This window comes from Actinosynnema sp. NPDC053489, from assembly GCF_044544865.1.
Classification (GTDB): domain Bacteria; phylum Actinomycetota; class Actinomycetes; order Mycobacteriales; family Pseudonocardiaceae; genus Actinosynnema.
On the sequence record NZ_JBITXT010000003.1, the window covers coordinates 157,382 to 174,296 of the forward strand.

18 protein-coding genes are annotated in these 16,915 nt (G+C 74.1%); 9 read left to right on the top strand and 9 right to left on the bottom strand.

The window, feature by feature from the left end:
- Nucleotides 1-83: 83 nt before the first annotated feature.
- From ACIGNX_RS07380 to ACIGNX_RS07390, 3 genes are read right to left on the bottom strand one after another with little or no spacing between them, the layout of a single operon-like run.
- Entirely contained in the window at nucleotides 84-2,366 is a 2,283-nt protein-coding gene (locus ACIGNX_RS07380; protein WP_396537328.1) for an FtsX-like permease family protein, read from the bottom strand.
- Entirely contained in the window at nucleotides 2,363-3,073 is a 711-nt protein-coding gene (locus tag ACIGNX_RS07385) for an ABC transporter ATP-binding protein (protein WP_396538180.1), read from the bottom strand. The genes ACIGNX_RS07380 and ACIGNX_RS07385 overlap by 4 nt, the downstream gene beginning before the upstream one ends.
- A 23-nt stretch (nucleotides 3,074-3,096) precedes the next feature.
- On the bottom strand, nucleotides 3,097-3,621 hold the full coding sequence (locus ACIGNX_RS07390; protein WP_396537330.1) for a PadR family transcriptional regulator: 525 nt from the start codon (nucleotides 3,619-3,621) through the stop codon (nucleotides 3,097-3,099).
- 152 nt (nucleotides 3,622-3,773) lie between these two features.
- Here ACIGNX_RS07390 and ACIGNX_RS07395 point away from each other — a divergent pair, with 152 nt between their 5' ends.
- Entirely contained in the window at nucleotides 3,774-4,310 is a 537-nt protein-coding gene (locus ACIGNX_RS07395) for a CGNR zinc finger domain-containing protein (RefSeq protein WP_396537332.1), read from the top strand.
- Nucleotides 4,311-4,468: 158 nt separating this feature from the next.
- Here the strand turns inward: ACIGNX_RS07395 and ACIGNX_RS07400 are convergent, their stop codons facing one another.
- Nucleotides 4,469-5,725, bottom strand: a complete 1,257-nt coding sequence (locus ACIGNX_RS07400; RefSeq protein WP_396537334.1) for a DUF445 domain-containing protein — start codon at nucleotides 5,723-5,725, stop codon at nucleotides 4,469-4,471.
- A gap of 29 nt (nucleotides 5,726-5,754) precedes the next feature.
- On the opposite strand from ACIGNX_RS07400, the gene ACIGNX_RS07405 reads away from it, so the two are divergent.
- Entirely contained in the window at nucleotides 5,755-6,927 is a 1,173-nt protein-coding gene (locus ACIGNX_RS07405; RefSeq protein ID WP_396537336.1) for a pyridoxal phosphate-dependent aminotransferase, read from the top strand.
- Here ACIGNX_RS07405 and ACIGNX_RS07410 read toward each other — a convergent pair.
- Complete coding sequence (locus ACIGNX_RS07410; protein ID WP_396537338.1) at nucleotides 6,916-8,844, bottom strand: NACHT domain-containing protein; 1,929 nt, start codon at nucleotides 8,842-8,844, stop codon at nucleotides 6,916-6,918. The two genes, ACIGNX_RS07405 and ACIGNX_RS07410, sit on opposite strands and share 12 nt — an antisense overlap.
- 73 nt (nucleotides 8,845-8,917) lie before the next feature.
- On the opposite strand from ACIGNX_RS07410, the gene ACIGNX_RS07415 reads away from it, so the two are divergent.
- Entirely contained in the window at nucleotides 8,918-9,379 is a 462-nt protein-coding gene (locus tag ACIGNX_RS07415; RefSeq protein ID WP_396537340.1) for a zf-TFIIB domain-containing protein, read from the top strand.
- Nucleotides 9,380-9,388: 9 nt separating this feature from the next.
- Here the strand turns inward: ACIGNX_RS07415 and tgmC are convergent, their stop codons facing one another.
- On the bottom strand, nucleotides 9,389-10,513 hold the full coding sequence (gene tgmC / locus ACIGNX_RS07420; RefSeq protein WP_396537342.1) for an ATP-grasp peptide maturase system methyltransferase: 1,125 nt from the start codon (nucleotides 10,511-10,513) through the stop codon (nucleotides 9,389-9,391).
- 112 nt (nucleotides 10,514-10,625) lie between these two features.
- On the opposite strand from tgmC, the gene ACIGNX_RS07425 reads away from it, so the two are divergent.
- The 5 genes from ACIGNX_RS07425 to ACIGNX_RS07445 all read left to right on the top strand — a co-directional run bounded on the left by ACIGNX_RS07425 (nucleotide 10,626) and on the right by ACIGNX_RS07445 (nucleotide 13,397).
- Entirely contained in the window at nucleotides 10,626-11,024 is a 399-nt protein-coding gene (locus ACIGNX_RS07425; RefSeq protein ID WP_396537344.1) for a helix-turn-helix domain-containing protein, read from the top strand.
- Between the two features lie 5 nt (nucleotides 11,025-11,029).
- Nucleotides 11,030-11,776, top strand: coding sequence for a hypothetical protein (locus ACIGNX_RS07430; RefSeq protein WP_396537346.1), 747 nt, complete (start codon nucleotides 11,030-11,032; stop codon nucleotides 11,774-11,776).
- Nucleotides 11,777-11,892: 116 nt separating this feature from the next.
- On the top strand, nucleotides 11,893-12,177 hold the full coding sequence (locus tag ACIGNX_RS07435) for a DUF2516 family protein (RefSeq protein ID WP_396538182.1): 285 nt from the start codon (nucleotides 11,893-11,895) through the stop codon (nucleotides 12,175-12,177).
- Nucleotides 12,171-12,833, top strand: coding sequence for an alpha/beta fold hydrolase (locus ACIGNX_RS07440; RefSeq protein ID WP_396537348.1), 663 nt, complete (start codon nucleotides 12,171-12,173; stop codon nucleotides 12,831-12,833). Before ACIGNX_RS07435 ends, ACIGNX_RS07440 begins: the two co-directional genes overlap by 7 nt.
- Before the next feature lie 9 nt (nucleotides 12,834-12,842).
- Complete coding sequence (locus ACIGNX_RS07445) at nucleotides 12,843-13,397, top strand: type 1 glutamine amidotransferase domain-containing protein (protein ID WP_396537350.1); 555 nt, start codon at nucleotides 12,843-12,845, stop codon at nucleotides 13,395-13,397.
- A 63-nt stretch (nucleotides 13,398-13,460) separates the two neighbouring features.
- On the opposite strand, the gene ACIGNX_RS07450 is transcribed toward ACIGNX_RS07445, so the two are convergent.
- Entirely contained in the window at nucleotides 13,461-14,219 is a 759-nt protein-coding gene (locus ACIGNX_RS07450; protein WP_396537352.1) for a MerR family transcriptional regulator, read from the bottom strand.
- A gap of 71 nt (nucleotides 14,220-14,290) precedes the next feature.
- On the opposite strand from ACIGNX_RS07450, the gene ACIGNX_RS07455 reads away from it, so the two are divergent.
- Nucleotides 14,291-14,839: a YbaK/EbsC family protein gene (locus tag ACIGNX_RS07455; RefSeq protein ID WP_396537354.1), complete on the top strand. Its 549-nt coding sequence runs from the start codon at nucleotides 14,291-14,293 to the stop codon at nucleotides 14,837-14,839.
- Here the strand turns inward: ACIGNX_RS07455 and ACIGNX_RS07460 are convergent.
- Both ACIGNX_RS07460 and purU read right to left on the bottom strand, forming a co-directional pair.
- Entirely contained in the window at nucleotides 14,836-15,903 is a 1,068-nt protein-coding gene (locus ACIGNX_RS07460; RefSeq protein WP_396537356.1) for an LOG family protein, read from the bottom strand. The two genes, ACIGNX_RS07455 and ACIGNX_RS07460, sit on opposite strands and share 4 nt — an antisense overlap.
- A 131-nt stretch (nucleotides 15,904-16,034) precedes the next feature.
- Nucleotides 16,035-16,913, bottom strand: coding sequence for a formyltetrahydrofolate deformylase (purU, locus tag ACIGNX_RS07465; RefSeq protein ID WP_396537358.1), 879 nt, complete (start codon nucleotides 16,911-16,913; stop codon nucleotides 16,035-16,037).
- Nucleotides 16,914-16,915 lie beyond the last annotated feature (2 nt).

Here is a 16,915-nt window from a genome sequence, read left to right on the forward strand (position 1 = left end):
GGACGTCGCTTCGGTGTGCCGGAACCGGTGACGTCGCCGCCCCGGGCTTGGGGGCGTCGTGGGGCGGCGACGTCCGCCTCGGCCTACTCGGAGCGCAGGCCGAGGGCGCCGGTGGCCCGCCGCAGCGACGGCAGGGACAGCAGGGTGACGACGACCACCATCAGGGCCGCGGCGGCGCTCAGCACGCCGATGCCGGCCCAGTCCAGCACGACCGGCTGGGAGATGATCCGCAGCAGCAGCACCGCCAGGCCACCGCCGACGGACACGGCCACGACGAGCGCGAGGAGCAGCGGCACGGCGTTCTGCCACAGCATGGACCGGCTCAACGCGCCGCGCGGCACGCCGCTCGCCGCCAGCACGGCCAGGGGTCGCCTGCGCTCCCGCACCTGCTCCAGCGCCAGCACCAGCAGGCTCGCCCCCGCCAGCAGCAGCGTGACCAGCGAGCCGGCGAGCAGGGCCTGCCGGATGCTCCGGAACTGCTCCGCCCGCTGCGACGGGTCGGTCTCGCCGAAGTACGACGTGTAGGTGCGCCAGGTCAGCGGGGCCAGCGCGTTGCGGACCCGTTCGCCGATCTCCGGCACGTCCGGGTCGACCCGCACCAGGATGCCGGCGTGGCCGGGCTCGACGGGCAGGCCGGCCGTCACCGCCGGGGTGAGCAGCAGGCCGCCGCCCATGTGGAAGCCGTCCTCCTCGAGACCCCGCGCCTCGGTGTAGGCGGGCACCGTCCACTGGAGACTCGGGTCGCGCTCGTCGCCGTTCCGGAACACCGCAACCCCTTGCCCCGGCTCGATTCGCGGCCTCTCGTCGGGCACGTAGAACGAGTCGCCGTCCCGGCAGCTCGGCAGCGCCGCCCGGGTGCGCAGCGCCTCGCAGCTGCCGATGAGCGCCGAGCCGTACTCGTCCGGCCGCGTCTGGAAGGACAGCGCCCACAACGGGTTCGCCTCCCGCACCCCGGCCGAACCCCGGAGCACGGCCACGGTCCGCGCGGTCACCTCGGGCGTCGCGTCCTGCACCGAGATCATCATCCGGCTCTTGTCGACCGGGGACGGGGGCCGCTCGACGACGTCGCTCTGCGCGCTGGCCATCACCGACTGCAACGCGATCCCGCCCGCCAGCACCACGGCCACGCCGCCGACCACGCGCGCCGCCGTGCCGCTCTCCAGCTGGAGCCTGCGGATCGCCAGCTGCCACGACGGCGCGCCGCCGCGCAGCCGGGCCACCGCGCGTTCGACCACCCACGGCAGCAGCACCGGGATGCCCAGCAGCAGCAGGATGATCCCGCCGATCACGACCACGTCGGACCCGCCGCGGACCGCGCCGCCGAACGCGCCGGCCTGCGTCGCCAACGCCGCCACGCCGAGCACGATCGGCACGAGCCGCCACCACAGCACCCGGCGCACCGGCTTGGTCCGCCGCACCACGCCCAGCGGCTCCACCACCGTGCGGCGCATGGCGATCACCGACGTCACCACCGCGAGCACCGGCACCAGCACCGCGATCAGCACCACCGTCGGCGCCGACGGGGTGAGGTCCTCGACGAACACGCTGATGCCCAGCAACCGGACGCCCTCGACGAACTGCCGCGCGGTGAAGAACACGGCCGCGCCGACCCCGAGGCCGACCACCGCGCCCAGCAGCGCCTCGCCGGCGGCGATCCGCCGCACCCGCTGCGCGCCCGCGCCGACCAGCCGCAGCGCCGCGAGCCTGCGGTCCCGCTCGGCGCCCGCCAACCGGGTGCTGATGCCCACGAACACCAGCACCGGGAACAGCAGCGCGACCACGCCGACCATGAGCAGCAGGGTCAGCACCGGGTCGAGCGCACGCTCCTCCCGCTCACCCCCGAACGCGGAGATCGCTGCGGTGGGGGACTCCTGGACGGTCGCGTCACCGGCGTAGAACAGCAGGTCGTGCGGCGAGTTCAAGCCGGCCCTGGTGACCGTGCCGACCACCCGCTGCGGGAACCGGGCCCGGAGCAGCTCGCCCTCGGGCGAGGCCAGCAGCCGGGCCAGCTCCGGGGAGACGACCAGCTCGCCGTCGCCGGGCACCCTCGACACGCCCGGCGGCACGGGGGCGCCCGGGCCGCTCGCCTTGACGTACCGGCCGGAGATCGACCGGCCGCGGTACTCGGTGTTCCAGAACGTCGAGTACAGCACGTCGCCCGAGCCGTCCCCGGTGGTGACGGGCGTGGCCGCGGCCTGGCGCGCGTCCCGCTCGGCCAGCACGGTCGTCACCGACGAGGCGGCCAGCAGCACGGCCACGCCGATGCCGATGCCCGCGCCCGTCAACGCCAACCGCACCCACGACGTGCGGCCGCCGCCGAGCGCCAGCCGCACGCCGAGGGCGAGGTCGGAGAACCACCGCGTCACGTGACCGGCTCCATCTCGCGGGACCGGCCGTCGCGCACCACGACCTCGCGGTCGGAGTAGGCGGCCACCCGCGCCTCGTGCGTCACCAGCACCACCGCCGCGTTCGTCTCCTTCGCGGCGGCGACCAGGAGCTGCATCACGCGCTCGCCGTTGAGGGAGTCCAGCGCGCCGGTCGGCTCGTCGGCGAACACCACGCGCGGCCCGGTGACGAGGGCGCGCGCCACGGCCACCCGCTGGCCCTGGCCGCCGGACGTCTCGCCGGGGCGCTTGTCCGCGACGTCGGCGACCTCCAGCCGGTCCAGCCACTCGCGGGCCCGCGCCTCGGCCTCCCTGCGCTTGACCGAGCCGAGCCGCAGGGGCAGCGCCACGTTCTCCAGGCAGCTCAGCTCCGGCACGAGCTGGCCGAACTGGAACACGAAGCCGAAGTCGGTGCGCCGCAGCTCGCTGCGCGCGCCGTCGCCCATCGCGCTCAGCTCCACGTCCCGGTAGCGGACCGTGCCGCGGTCGGGGGTGAGGATGCCGGCCAGGCAGTGCAGCAGGGTGGACTTGCCGGAGCCCGACGGGCCCATCACGGCCACCACCTCGCCCGCGCGGACGCTGAGGCCCGCGCCGTCGAGCGCGGGCGTGGGGCCGAACGACTTGTGCAGGTCCACCGCCTCCAGCAGGGTCCGCGCGCGGTTCGGGTCGCCGCCCACCGGGTCGCCCATCGGGTCGCCCACCGGGTTGCCGCTCATCGGGTCACCGCCGTCCGGAGCTGGCCGAGGCGCGCGGCGGTGAGCTCCAGCCAGCGCAGGTCGGCTTCGAGGTGGAACAGGGCGTGGTCGCAGATCAGCTGGTCGGCCAGGTCGCCGTGCGCCTTGCGCTTGGTCAGCTCGCGCATCGTGGTCAGGTGGGCGGCGCGCTGGACGTCGAGGACGTCGTCGGCGCTGCGACCGGACAGCAGGGCCAGCACGACCTTGGCGTAGAGCGTGTTCTGCAGGTAGGGCTCGGGCTTCTCCGGCGTGCCGAGCCACTGCTCCACGTCGGTGACGCCGGCGTCCGTGATCGCGTAGCGCTTGCGCTCCGGGCCCTCGCCCGGCTCGACGCCCGCCTCCTGGACGAGGCCGTTGCGGAGCAGGCGGGAGAGCGTGGTGTAGACCTGCCCGTAGTGCAGCGGGCGGTCCTGGCCGAAGCGCTCGTCGTAGACCCGCTTGAGGTCGTAACCGTGCCGGGGGCCCTTCTCGAGCAGGCCCAGCAGGGTGTGTCCGATCGACATGCGACGCACTATACACACGAGGTATACACATGGTTCATAGCCTGATCGGCGCAGCGGGACCGTTGGTCCGAACGGGCAGTCGGAGTAACCGATCACGTTGAATCACCGGTTACTTCGCCACATCAGGGGTCGCCGACGCCTACAGTGGTGGGGTGACTGGTCTGGCGGCCGGCTGGGACCACGCGGCTTTCACGCAGGGTCGAGCCGGCGATGCGGAACACGATGTGGAGCTGCTGCTCGCTTTCCTCAACACCCGAGACCTCGAACTCGGCACGGACGTCCTGGACAGCGCCGCCGCCTGGCGCGAGTGGGTCACCGAACGCGGCCTCGGCGGCGCGGGCGACCCGCGCGAGGCCCGTGCCGTCCGCGCGTCGCTGCGGGCCTCGCTGGGTGAACGGCACGACGGACCCGACCCCACCCCCGTCGCGGGCCTGATCCGCGTCGACCTGAGCCACGGCGTGCCGACGATGTCCAGCACGGACGCGCTGGGCGCGGTGCTGGGCGCGGCGGCGCGGCTGGCGGTGCTCGGCACCTGGGAGCGGTTCAAGATCTGCCAGGCGGACGACTGCCGGTGGGCGTTCTTCGACCGCTCGCGCAACCGCTCGCGCACCTGGTGCTCGATGCAGACGTGCGGCAACCGGGAGAAGGCGCGCAACTGGCGGGAACGCCGTGCGCTGAGCGTGACCTGAGCGCGGAACCCGGGGGTCCTGGGGGTTCGACACACCGGACCCCGGCGTTCGACACACGCGGCGGGAGCGTCCGCGCCCCGTGTGTCGAACGTTCAGGGCCCGTGTGTCGAACGTTCAGGGCCCGGGTGTCGAACGTTCGGGCCCCCCGGGCCGAACGCTCAGGACACGAGCTGGCCCACGGTGTAGATCACCAGGCCCGCGAGCGCGCCGACGACCGTGCCGTTGATGCGGATGAACTGCAGGTCCCGCCCGACCTGCAGCTCGATCTTGCGCGAGGTCTCCTCGGCGTCCCAGCGCTCGACGGTGTCGGTGATCAACGTGGTGATCTCGTCGCGGTAGTGGGTCACCACGTACCCGGCCGCGCCCTCCAGCCACCCGTCGACCTTCGCCCGCAGCGCCTCGTCCTCCACCAACCGGCCGCCGAACGACAGCAGCCCCTCGCGCACCCGCCGGCGCAGCTCCGACGACGGGTCCTCGGCCGCGTCCAGGAGCATCTTCTTCGCCGTGCCCCACGCCGACCCGATCACCCGCTGCACGTCCGGGTGGTCCACGACCTGCTGCTTGACCTGGTCGGCGCGCTGCATCGTCGCCGGGTCCGTGCGCAGGTCGGAGGCGAACTCGATCAGGAACTGGTCCACCGCGAGCCGCATCGGGTGGTTGACGTCGGTCTTCACCGCCCACGCGAAGTTCAGCAGCTCGGTGTAGACCTTGTCGCCCAGCAGCGAGTCGACGAACTTCGGCGACCACGACGGCGCGCGGTCCGACACCACGCCCATGACCTTGTCGTAGTTGTCCCGCACCCAGTCGTAGGCCCGGTCGCACACCAGGTCCACGAGCTTGTGGTGCGCGCCGTCCGCGAGCACCTGGCCGAGCAGCTTGCCCAGCGGCGGGCCCCACGGCTGGTCGACCAGCCGCCGCACGAGCGCCTGCTCCACCACCGCCTGCACGTCCTCGTCCCGCAGCACGGTGACCGCGCCCTTGACCACGTTGGCCAGCTCGGACGTCACGCGCTCGGCGTTCTCCGGCCGCGCCACCCACTCGCCGAGCCGCCGCGCGATGCCCGCGCGGCGCAGCTTGTCGCGCACCACCGCCTCGGACAGGAAGTTCGTGCCCACGAACGACCCCAGCGCGTCGCCGAAGGTGTCCTTGCGGGTCGGGATGATCGCCGTGTGCGGGATCGGCAGGCCCAGCGGCCTGCGGAACAGGGCCGTCACGGCGAACCAGTCGGCCAGCGCGCCCACCATGCCCGCCTCGGCGGCGGCGCGGACGTACCCGACCCACGCCGGTCCGGTGTCCTCGTTCAGCAGCGCCACGAGGAAGACGGCGGTCGCGGCCAGGAAGAACCCGGTCGCCACGAGCTTCATCCGGCGCAGGCCCTGGCGCTTGAGCAGGTCAGCGGGGGTCAGTTGCTCCACGACGCCATTGTCCGTGAAGATTCGGCCTTGTGCGGGCACCAGCGCTAGTCACCAGGATGAGGCCGTTCACCTCGACGATCTTCGCCGAGATGACGGCGTTGGCCACGCGCACCGGGGCGGTGAACCTCGGGCAGGGCTTCCCGGACACCGACGGCCCGGCCGGGATGCTGGAGGTCGCCAAGGCGTCGATCGACGGCGGCCTCAACCAGTACCCGCCCGGTCCCGGCACGCCCGAGCTGCGGCAGGCCATCGCCGGGCACCGCGCCCGCTACGGCACCCACTACGACCCCGACACCGAGATCCTCGTCACGGTCGGCGCCACGGAGGCCATCGCGGCCACGCTGCTGGCCCTGGTCGAACCCGGTGACGAGGTCGTGCTGATCGAGCCGTACTACGACTCCTACGCGGCGTCCGTGGCGCTGGCCGGCGCGACCCGCCGCGCCGTCGGCCTGGTCGAGGAGCCGGGCACCGGCCGCCTCGGGCTGGACGTCGCCGCGCTGCGCGCCGCCATCGGGCCGCGGACCAGGGCGCTGCTGCTCAACTCGCCGCACAACCCGACCGGCACCGTGCTCAACCGCGACGAGCTGGCCGCCGTCGCCGCCCTGTGCGTCGAGCACGACCTGGTCGCGATCACCGACGAGGTCTACGAGCACCTCGTGTTCGACGGCCTGGAGCACGTGCCGCTGGCTACGTTCCCCGGCATGGCCGAGCGGACCGTCACGATCTCCGGCGCGGGCAAGTCGTTCAACTGCACCGGCTGGAAGATCGGCTGGGCGTGCGGCCCGGCCGAGCTGGTCGCCGCCGTCCGCGCGGCCAAGCAGTTCCTGACGTTCGTGGGCGGCGCGCCGTTCCAGCCCGCCGTGGCGCACGCGCTGCGGCACGAGCTGGGCTGGGTCGAGGACCTGCGGACCTCGTTGCAGGACAAGCGGTCCCGGCTGGCCGCGGGCCTGGCCGACGCCGGGTTCGCCGTGCGGCCCAGCGAGGGCACCTACTTCATCACCGCGGACGTCCGCCCGCTCGGCTTCACCGACGGCGCGCAGCTGTGCCGCGAGCTGCCCGGGCGCATCGGCGTGGCCGGCGTGCCGGTGCAGGTGTTCACCGACCACCCCGAGCAGTGGCGGCACCTGGTGCGGTTCGCGTTCTGCAAGCGCGACGAGGTGCTGGACGAGGCGATCCGGCGGCTGCGGGGGCTAGGCGTCTGACGTCACCTGCGACGGGCGGTCGCCCGCCAGCCGGTCCTGCACGATCGCGTGCCGGAACTGGTAGGCGGCGCCCGCCTGCCGCAGCACGCCGAGCTTGCGCGCGTCGTCCAGGAACACCATCAGCTCCCACGGCAGCCTGCCCCGCGCCGCGAGCCAGATCCGCGCCACGGTGAACCACCACCAGCGCAGGTGCAGCACCGACAGCGTGAACCCGAGCATCAGCCCGCACGCCAGGCCCAGCCCGACCATGCCGGACTGCTTCGGCCCGAACACCAGCCCGGCCGCCGTGCCGAACACCACCGCGAGCACCAGCGAACCGGTCCACACCGCGATCCGGTCCCGCGCCATCGTCCACTTCGGACTCGACGGGTGGCTCAGCTCGGCGCTGCTGGCGAACCCGAACCGCAACGCCACCGCCACGGCGCTGCCCAGGCCGACGACCAGGCCCGCGGACAGCCCGTACAGCGCGCCGAACACCAGGCCCGCCGCCGTGCCGAGCACCCCGCTCACCACGACCAGGCTGCGCCACACGCCCAGCTTCGGCTTCGGCGCGCGCTGCCCGGACGCGTGCAGCGCCGCCGCCGCGACCGCCAGCCCGGCGGCCAGGCCGGTGATCGGGGCGAGCTTCGGCGTGCTCGCGTACGCCATCAGCCAGGCGACGCCGAACCCGCCGATCAGGCCGAGCGCGACCGCGCCGAGCGACGCCAGCCACGCGCTGCCGACCGAGCGGCGCAGCTCCCACCAGCCCAGCTCGCGCACGCCGCGCCGGCGCATCTCGCCCGCCAGGAACGCCAGCCAGCGGGCCGCCTTGTCGCGCGGCCACACCTGGCTGGCCCGCGCCTGGTGCGCCACGCCCCGGTCGCCGAACGCGCCGCCGACCAGCAGGTCGACCAGGTGGTTCTCGATGGCGAACCGGTCGGGGAACCGGCCGCGGTCCAGCAGCTCGCTCGGCTCGCCGTACCCGTAGACGACACCCGCCAGCCACACCGCCAGCGGCGTGGACAGCGCCTCGGCCAGCCGGCCGTCCGGCTCGTCGCGCAGGTGCAGGAAGATCGGCTCCCAGCGGGCCGCGGTCACCGGGTCCGACACCGACCGCAGGTAGCCCGCGACCTCCTCCAGGTCCAGCGGCTCCAGCAGCAGCACCTGCGCGTTCGCCACCGGGACGCCCGCCTCGGCGAACTCCCCGGTGCGGGAGGTGAGCACGAGCGGGTGCCCGCCGGGGAACGCGCGGTTGATGCGCTCCAGCGCGTCGGCACGCCGTTCGGCGGGGATCTGGTCCAGGCCGTCGAGCACCGGGAAGACCCGCCGCTGCTCGACCAGCAGGTCGCCCGCGTAGCTGCCGTACAGCTCGGTGTTGCGCAGCGCCGGGTGGTCCTCGTACAGCCGCCGGGTCATCCAGGTGCGCACGTCCTCCGCCTCCGGGTCCCACGTGGACAGCGGCAGCAGGAACGGCACCGGGTCGTCCGCCCGGCGGTCGAGCAGCCCGATCGTGAGCAGCATCACGGTCGTGCTCTTGCCCGCGCCCGGCTCGCCGAGGAACACCATGCGCGGGTTGCGCCCGAACGCGCGCAGGACCGCGTCGCTGTGCCCCGGCTCGCCCGCGGTGGCGGTCCAGTGCAGGTCGAGGAGGTTGTCGCCCAGGCCGCGGGCGCGGCACTCCTCGTTCCACTGCGCGTGCAGGGCGCGGGCCAGGTCGCGCGCGGCGGCGTCGAGGTTGTCGTCCGTGGCCAGGCCCGCGGCGCGCCTGCGGTGCAGCCACGGGTCCAGCGCGGCGAGCAGCGCCAGGAAGCCGAGGGCGAGCCCGGTCAGCCACAGGTGGGGGTCGATGCCGTGGTCGGTGGCGAACAGGCCGGCCGCGGCGAGCAGTGCGGCCAGCACGCACCCGGTGAGCACGGCACGCTGGCGGAATCTGGACACCACCGCATCATGACGGACCGGTCACCGCTCGTGGTGACGCGGTGACCCCTGTGTCGTGCGTACCCTCGATCGCGTGATCTGTCCGAAGTGCCAGGACCTCATGCGGACCATCAGCCGTGGTTCCGTGCACATCGACCAGTGCGAGAACTGCCACGGCGTCTTCCTGGACGGGGGCGAGCTGGAGCAGATCATCGCCGCCGAGCGGGCGCACTACGCGCAGCCCTACCGGCCGGAGGGCGTGCCCGCGCCGGTCGGCGTCCCGGTGCCCGCCCCGGTCCCGGCCCCCGCGGTGACCACCGAGCCCGCGGTCGCGCCGGTTGACGGGGCGCCGCCGGTGGACGGGTCGCCTGCCGGGCCGCCGCCTCCCTACCAGCCGCCGCCGTACCAGCCGCCGCCCGGCACGCACCCCGCCGGTTCGCCGCCCCCGTACCAGCCGCCGCCCGGTTCCGCCGCGCCGGTGCAGCACGTCGCCTACCACGACCCGCACCACTACCCGCCGCGCCGGCGCAGCTTCCTGGAGGAGCTGCTCGACTGACCCGCCCGCTCAGGGCAGCGGCCACGTCAGCGCCGTGCCGTCGAGGGCGAAGTGCTGCCCGGACGGGGTCGCGGTGAAGCCGAACCGGTCGCGGCGCGGCCGGCCCAGCGCGCGCCACTGCCGGTGGGCGGCTTCGGCGACGTCCCACAGCGCGCGGGGACCGCCCTGGTCGACGACCGCGCCGCGGTGCCGCACCCACGAGCCGTCCGCGTGCGCGAGCCGCACCGGGTCCCCCGCGACCGCCACGTCGCCGAGCGCCAGGCCCGCGAAGAACTCGAACCCGGCGGCCGGGTCGAGCACGTCGCGCGCGGACAGCAGGGTCGTGCGCGAGGTCGTGGGCGTCGCGGTCAGGGCGCGGTGCAGCGCCTCGTCCGCCCACGCCTGCCGGTGCGCGCGCAGCGGCATGAACCGCCCGTCCTCCGGCAGCACGCGCCCGTGCGCCCGCCCGTCCCGCACGGTCAGCCGCACCAGGCCCGCCCCGACGGCCCGGTTCAGCGTCGTCACGATCAACCCGCCCGGCGCGGTCTGCTCCAGCCACGCCCCGGGGATCCGCGACACGGCGCACGTGCCCAGGACGCGGTCGTAGGGAGCGCCCGGCGCGTGCCCCCGCTCGCCGTCGCCGGCGACGCACGTCGGGTGGTGGCCGGCCGACGCCAGCGCGGCCCGTGCCCGCGCCAGCACGCCCGGGTCGACGTCGATCGAGGTCACCGAGCCCTCGCCGAGCACGTGGCAGAGCAGGGCGGCGTTGTACCCGGTGCCCGTGCCGACCTCCAGCACCCGGTCGCCCGGCCGGGCGGCCAGGGCCTCCAGCATGATCGCCATGATCGTCGGCATGCTCGACGAGCTGGTGGGTACCCCGGTCACGGCGCCGGTCGCGAGTGCTTGCTCCCACGCGCGGTCGTCGTTGTCGAGCTGCGTCACGCAGACGTCGTCGGCGTAGGCCAGCGCGAGGTGGTCGGGGTGGTCCGACGTCACCGGCTCCCACGCGCCGTCGGGGCGCCGGACGAGGAAGCCCGGGAGGAAGACGTGCCTGGGCACCTGCCGAAACGCGTCGACCCAGCGGGGGTCGCGCAGCACGCCGGCGGCCACGAGCGAGTCGACCAGCCGGGCCCGCAGGTGCGCCGCGACGTCCACGCGCTCCACGGTAGCGCTGTGGGCGAGGACACGTCCGACTTGCTAGCAGAGCGCTTGCAGTTGCTAGCACCTCCGCGTACCGTGGAATACGGATCGAGGAGGTGCCGCAAAGTTGGACAAGTCCATCGACGAGGCGGTGACCGACCTCGGCCGCGACATCGGCGAGTACATCCGCCGGCAGCGCAACACGGCGAAGATCTCGCTGCGGCAGCTGGCCAAGCTCGCCGGGGTCTCCAACCCGTACCTGAGCCAGATCGAACGCGGGCTGCGCAAGCCGAGCGCGGAGATCCTGCAGCAGATCGCCAAGGGGCTGCGGATCTCGGCCGAGGCGCTGTACGTCGAGGCCGGGATCCTGGAGCAGCGCGAGGGCGGCGCCCTCGCCGACGCCATCGTCACCGCTCCCGACCTGACCGAGCGGCAGAAGCAGGTGCTGCTCGACGTCTACGAGTCGTTCCGGCGGGAGAACGCCGGCAGTCCGACGACCGCCACCCAGACCGAGCCGGAGGAGTGATCCCCATGCCGAACCTGCCCACCACCGAGGAACTGCGCAAGGCGGGCGAGCAGGCCGTCGCCGCCGCCCGCACGCCGCTGCTGGCCGCCCTGGGCGCCGGTGACCTGGCCGCCAAGGCCGTGGTCGAGGCGCTGACCAAGGCCCGCGAGCGGGCCGAGGCCGCCAAGGCCGCCGCCGAGTCCAACGACCTGCGCAAGGACCTGCGCGACCGGCTCGACCCGGCCGAGCTGCGCAAGGTCGTGGACGCCTACACGCAGTCCGCGCTGAACCTCTACCAGTTCCTCGCCCAGCACGGCGAGGAGGCGCTGGAGAAGCTGAAGACCCAGCCGGGCCTGCAGAAGGCCCTGCACCAGGTCGAAGAGGCCGTCGAGACCGCGCAGAAGCGCACCGGGGCCGCGGCCGCCGACGCCCGCGTGCTGGCCGACGACGTGCTCGGCAAGGTGTCCCGCCGCACCCGTTCGGTCGGCGAGAAGGTGGCCGACGACCTGGACGACGCCGCCGAGCGGCTGGCCGAGACCGTGGTCGAGGTCGGCGGTGACGTCGCCGCCGAGGTGCGCGAGACCAGCCGCAAGGCCGCGCCGCGCAAGCCCGCCACCACCAAGCCGGTCACCGGGCCGGTCACCGAGACCAAGCCGGTGACCAAGCCGGTGAGCAAGCTCGAGACCAAGCCGGCGGCCGCGACCAAGCCCGCCGGTACCAAGCCCGCGGGCACCAAGCCCGCCGCCAAGAAGCCCACCGACAGCGCGCAGTGATCCGCCCGTGACGGGGCGTCCCACCAGGGGCGCCCCGTTTCGGCTGTACCACGACCGCGCCCCGCACGTACGCTGGAGACGTGTTGCCACCCTTCCCGGCCTTCAGTCCCCTCTACCTGGACGCCTGGGTCATGTTCGCGGTGTACTACGCCGCGCTGGTCATGGGCGTGTTCGCCTTCGCGCACGCGCTGTCGCAGCGGGCCGACGCCTACACGGCGGCCGAGCGCATGACCAAGCCCGCGTGGCTCGGCATCACCGGCGGCGGCGCGTTCGCGCTGCTGCTGTTCCACCCGTTCTCCGCCGGCGGCATGTTCTGGCTCGCCGGGCTGGTCGCGGTCACCGTGTACGTGGTCGACGTCCGGCCCCGGCTGATCGAGGTCCAGCGCGGCCCGCGGTGGTGACGCACCGGGGCTTCGGCTCCGGCGCGCCCGTCACGCTCGTCGGCCACGGCCTGGGCGCGACACCCGGTGAGGCGCGCCTGCCCGCGTCCGGCGTGCCCGGCACCAGGGTCGTGGTCACCCTCCCGTCGCACGGCGACGAGCCGGACGCGCCCGAGGGCTACTGGACCTACCGGCGCATCGCCGCCGACCTGCGCGCCGTCGCCCGGGAGACCGGCGCGACCAGGGCCGTCGGCGTGTCGCTGACGGCCGGCGCGCTGCTCGCCCTGCTGGCCGACGAACCCGACGCGTTCGACCGGGTCGCCCTGCTGCTGCCCGCCGTGCTGGACGAGCCGCGCCGCCTGCTCGGCCGCGAGGAGGCGATCACCGCCGTCGGCGGGCCGCCCGGCTACCAGGCCGAACGGCGGCGCGCGTTCGACCGGCTCGACGGCGCGCTCGCCGAGCTGCCCGGCCAGGTCGCCGTCGCCGACCGGGCGGTGCTGGCCCGGGTCACGGCGCCCGTGCTGGTGATCGGCGCGACGGACGACCCGCTGCACCCCGAGGACGTGGCCAAGCAGGTCGCGGCCGCGTTCCCGGACGCCAGGCTGGAGCTCGTGCCGTCGTGGACGACGCACCGGGCCGAGGTCCGCGGGTGGTTGGGCGACTTCCTGGCCGGGTAGCCGAAGGGCATGGCCGAACAGAAGAGGATCGCATTCCTGGTCGACACGGAGGGCATCGAGCAGGTCGAGCTGACCGAGCCCTGGCAGCACGTGGAGAAGGCCGGTGCCGTGCCGAGGCTGCTCGCGCCCAAGCTGGGGCAGGTGCAGGCGTTCGACCACCTGACGCCGGCCGACACGTTCGACGTGGACGTGCCGTTCGCGCACGCCGACCCGATGGACTACGACGGTGTGGTGATCCCCGGCGGGGTCGCCAACGCCGACTTCCTCAGGATGGACCGCGACGCGGTGCGGTTCGTCCAGCAGCACGTGGCGGCGGGCAAGCCGGTCGCGTCGATCTGCCACGGGCCGTGGCTGCTGGTCGAGGCGGACGTGCTGCGGGGCAAGAGGCTCACCTCGTTCCCGAGCCTGGCCACCGACATCCGCAACGCGGGCGGTGACTGGGCCGACGAGGAGGTCCGGGTCTGCACCGAGGGCGGGTGGACCCTGGTCACCAGCCGCAACCCCGACGACCTGCCCGCGTTCAACCGCGAGGCGCTCAAGGCGTTCGGGCTCCAGGACATCTGACCCGAGCCGACGGTACCCACTTCGACCGGGGTCCACGGGGATGTGCACCTCCCCGTGGACCCGCTACAGCCTGGCCGCCGCGTACGCCGCGATGGCGTCGCGCACGTACTCGGCGAACCCCTCGGCGTGCGCGTCGAACCGCGCCTTGAACTCCGGCGAGTCCACGTAGAGCGCGCCGAGCCCCGGGTAGGACTCGCGGTCGGGCGTCCAGCTCCGGCAGACCCACCGGTAGTGCCGGTCGGTCACGTCCAGCGCCCGCGGCGCGTCGGCCGCGACACCGGCGTCGAACAGCTCCGCGTAGGCCCGGTACACGGCCTGCCACTCGGCCGTGAACCCCTCGGCGTCGGACTTCGACCAGCCCGCCATGCGCCGCTTGCTCGCGTCGACGTGCTCGCGCACGCCCTCGCCGTGGCGCTCCACCAGCTCCGCCTCGTAGCGGGCCTGGCGGTCGGCGTCGAAGCCGTCGAACAGCTCCTCCAGCTTCACCTCGTCACCTCCTTCCAGCTCCTCGATCGTGCGGGACACGGTCCGGGCGAGCCTGGCCAGCCGCTCCTGCTCGGCCGCCAGCCACCGCGCGTGGTTGCGCAGCACGTCGACCTCCCGGTGCCGCCCGTCCAGCACCTCGGCCACGGTGTCGAGGCCGAGGCCCAGGTCGCGCAGCAGCAGGATGCGCTGGAGCCGGTGCAGCTGCTCCCGCTCGTAGTAGCGGTAGCCGTTGTCGCCGACCCACGCCGGTTCGAGCAGGCCGATCGCGTCGTAGTGCCGCAGCGTCCGCGAGGTCACCTTCGACATCCGCGCGACCTGCGCGATCGACCACGCCATGACCGTGCTCCCTCCCTGTGCCGACCACGGTAGGGGTTGACGCTGCGTCAACGTCAAGCGCGGCCGGCAGGATGGTCGGCGTGTGGACCATCGCAGGAACCCTGAGCCCCCTGCCGGCACCGGCCCGGCTGGACCTGGTCGCGGCCCCCGTCGCCGCGGCGCTGCGGTCGCTGCCCGACGCGGCGCGGCTCGCGGTCGCGGAGATCGACCCCGCGTTGGCGGACACGGCCGAGTTCTGCGCGCACTACGGCTCGCCGCTGGAGGCGTCGGCGAACTGCGTCGTCGTCGCGGGCAAGCGCGGGGAGACCGTCCGCTACGCCGCGTGCGTCGTGCTGGCGACCACGCGCGCCGACGTCAACGGCGTCGTGCGGCGGCGGTTGGACGCGCGCAAGGCGTCGTTCGCGCCGATGGACGACGCGGTGTCGCTCAGCGGCATGGAGTACGGCGGCATCACGCCGATCGGCCTGCCGGGCGACTGGCCGGTGCTGCTGTCACCCGAGGTCGCCGCCGCGCCGGAGCTGGTGATCGGCAGCGGCATCCGGGGCAGCAAGCTGCTCGTGCCGGGTGAGGTGCTGGCGAAGCTGCCCGGCGCCGAGGTGGTCGAGGGCCTGGCCCGCTAGGCGGCGTAGCCGCGCAGGAAGGCGACCGCCTCGTCCGTGTCGTCGGTGACCAGGATCCAGCGCTCCGCCTCGCGCCCGGCGGCCAGGCGCCGCACCAGCGGCGCGGCCGGGACCTCGTCCACCCAGAAGTCCCGGCCCAGGAACACCATCGGCGCGGCCGGGCCGACCGAGCCGTAGTGGTTCTGGCAGTAGTCCTGGAAGACCTCCTGCACGGTGCCCGCGCTGCCCGGCGTGTAGATGATGCCGCCGGTGGCGACGGTCAGCAGGCCCTCCTCGCGCACGGAGTTGGCGAAGTACTTGGCGTGCAGCTCGCACGCCGGGTTGGGCGGCTCGTGGCCGTAGAACCAGGTCGGGATGCCGATCGTGCGCGGTCGGTCGCCGGTCGGCAGGTCGGTGGGGCACGCGGCGATCCAGCGGCCGATCGACTCGGCGTCGCCGCCGAACCTCGGCGCGGTCGCCAGCTCCTTCAACGTCGGCTCGTCCACGCCGATCCGCACGCCCAGCGGCACGGCCTCCATCACGCCCGGCCCGCCGCCGGTCAGCACGGTGAACCCGGCGTCGCCGAGCGCCGCGCCCAGCCGCACGGCCCGCCGGTAGCCGTCCGTGTCGCGGGCCAGCGCGTGCCCGCCCATCACGGCGACCGGCCGTTCGGGCAGGGCGTCGGCCAGCGCCTCGGTGATGGCGTGGTCGTGCAGGCGTTCGGCGATCGCGTGCAGGGGGTCCGGGTTGTGGCCCTGGGCGCGGCTGTGGCGGTAGATCGCGGCGTCGGGGGTGTCGGCGTAGGAGGCCGGGCGCCCCAGGTCGAACCCGGCGAACAGCTCCGCGGGCGTGTAGAGCCGCGACCGGTACACGTCGTAGGGCACGTCCGGGATGGTCGGGAACACCAGCGCCCCGGCCGCCGCCGCGCGCCGCTGGACCTGCGGCGAGAGCGTGCAGCCGAGGAACAGCGCGCCGTCCATCGGCACGCGCAGGTCGACCTCGCCCAGGTCGAGGCCGACGAGGACGGCGTGCCGCAGGTCGACGGCCGCGCGGACCCGGTCGGGCTCGGTGTACTCGGTGCGCACCGGCGCAGCCTACGGGCCCGCCACGCCCACGAACGTGGAAATCGGGGGACGCGGGCGTTCGACACGACGGACGCGGGCGTTCGACACACGCGGCCTGGGCGTTCGACACACGCGGGGTTCGGAAGACGGGGTCAGAAGATGACGGTCTGGTTGCCGTGCACCAGGACGCGGTCCTCCAGGTGCCAGCGCAGGCCGCGGGCCAGCACGACCTTCTCGATGTCACGGCCCTTGCGCACCATGTCGCTCACCGAGTCCGTGTGGTCGACCCGGATCACGTCCTGCTCCACGATCGGCCCCTGGTCGAGGTCCGCCGTCACGTAGTGGCACGTCGCGCCCACCAGCTTCACGCCCCGGCCGCGCGCCTGGTGGTACGGCCGCGCGCCGACGAACGACGGCAGGAAGCTGTGGTGGATGTTCAGCGCCCGCCCGGCCCAGGCCGCGCACAGCTCCGCGGGCAGGATCTGCATGAACCGCGCCAGCACCACCGCGTGCGGCTCGTGCGCGTCCACCAGCTGCCGCAGCTGCGCGAACGCCGCCTCCTTGCCCTCCGGGTCGTTCGCCGGGAACGGCAGGTGGTGGAACGGGATGCCGTGCGCCCGGGTGATCCCGGCCAGGTCGGCGTGGTTGCCGATCACCGCGGCCACGTCGACGTCCAGCTCGTGCGACGCCACCCGGCCCAGCAGGTCGTACAGGCAGTGCCCCTCCTTGGACACCAGGATCACCACCCGCCTGCGCTCGCCGGTGTCGGTGACCCGCCACGAGCCGGGGTGCGCGCCGAGGTCGCGGGCGACCTCGGCGAACCTGGCCCGCAGCTCCTCCACGTCGAACGGCAGCGAGTCCGCCCGCACCTCCTGGCGCGTGAAGAACCAGTTGGTCGTCGTGTCGGTGTGGTAGGCCGCCTCGACGATCCAGCCACCGTGCTCGGCCAGGAACGAGGAGATCCGCGCCACGATGCCGGTGCGGTCGGGGCAGCCGAAGGTGATCACGTAGCGTCGCTCAGGCAGGGGCACGA

Coding starts and splice junctions, on each gene's coding strand:
- ACIGNX_RS07390 (WP_396537330.1), bottom strand. CDS start 3,621: ATGTCGATCGGACACACCCTGCTGGGCCTGCTCGAGAAGGGCCCCCGG.
- ACIGNX_RS07430 (WP_396537346.1), top strand. CDS start 11,030: ATGCCGAACCTGCCCACCACCGAGGAACTGCGCAAGGCGGGCGAGCAG.
- ACIGNX_RS07445 (WP_396537350.1), top strand. CDS start 12,843: ATGGCCGAACAGAAGAGGATCGCATTCCTGGTCGACACGGAGGGCATC.
- ACIGNX_RS07450 (WP_396537352.1), bottom strand. CDS start 14,219: ATGGCGTGGTCGATCGCGCAGGTCGCGCGGATGTCGAAGGTGACCTCG.
- ACIGNX_RS07385 (WP_396538180.1), bottom strand. CDS start 3,073: ATGGGCGACCCGGTGGGCGGCGACCCGAACCGCGCGCGGACCCTGCTG.
- ACIGNX_RS07455 (WP_396537354.1), top strand. CDS start 14,291: ATGGTCGGCGTGTGGACCATCGCAGGAACCCTGAGCCCCCTGCCGGCA.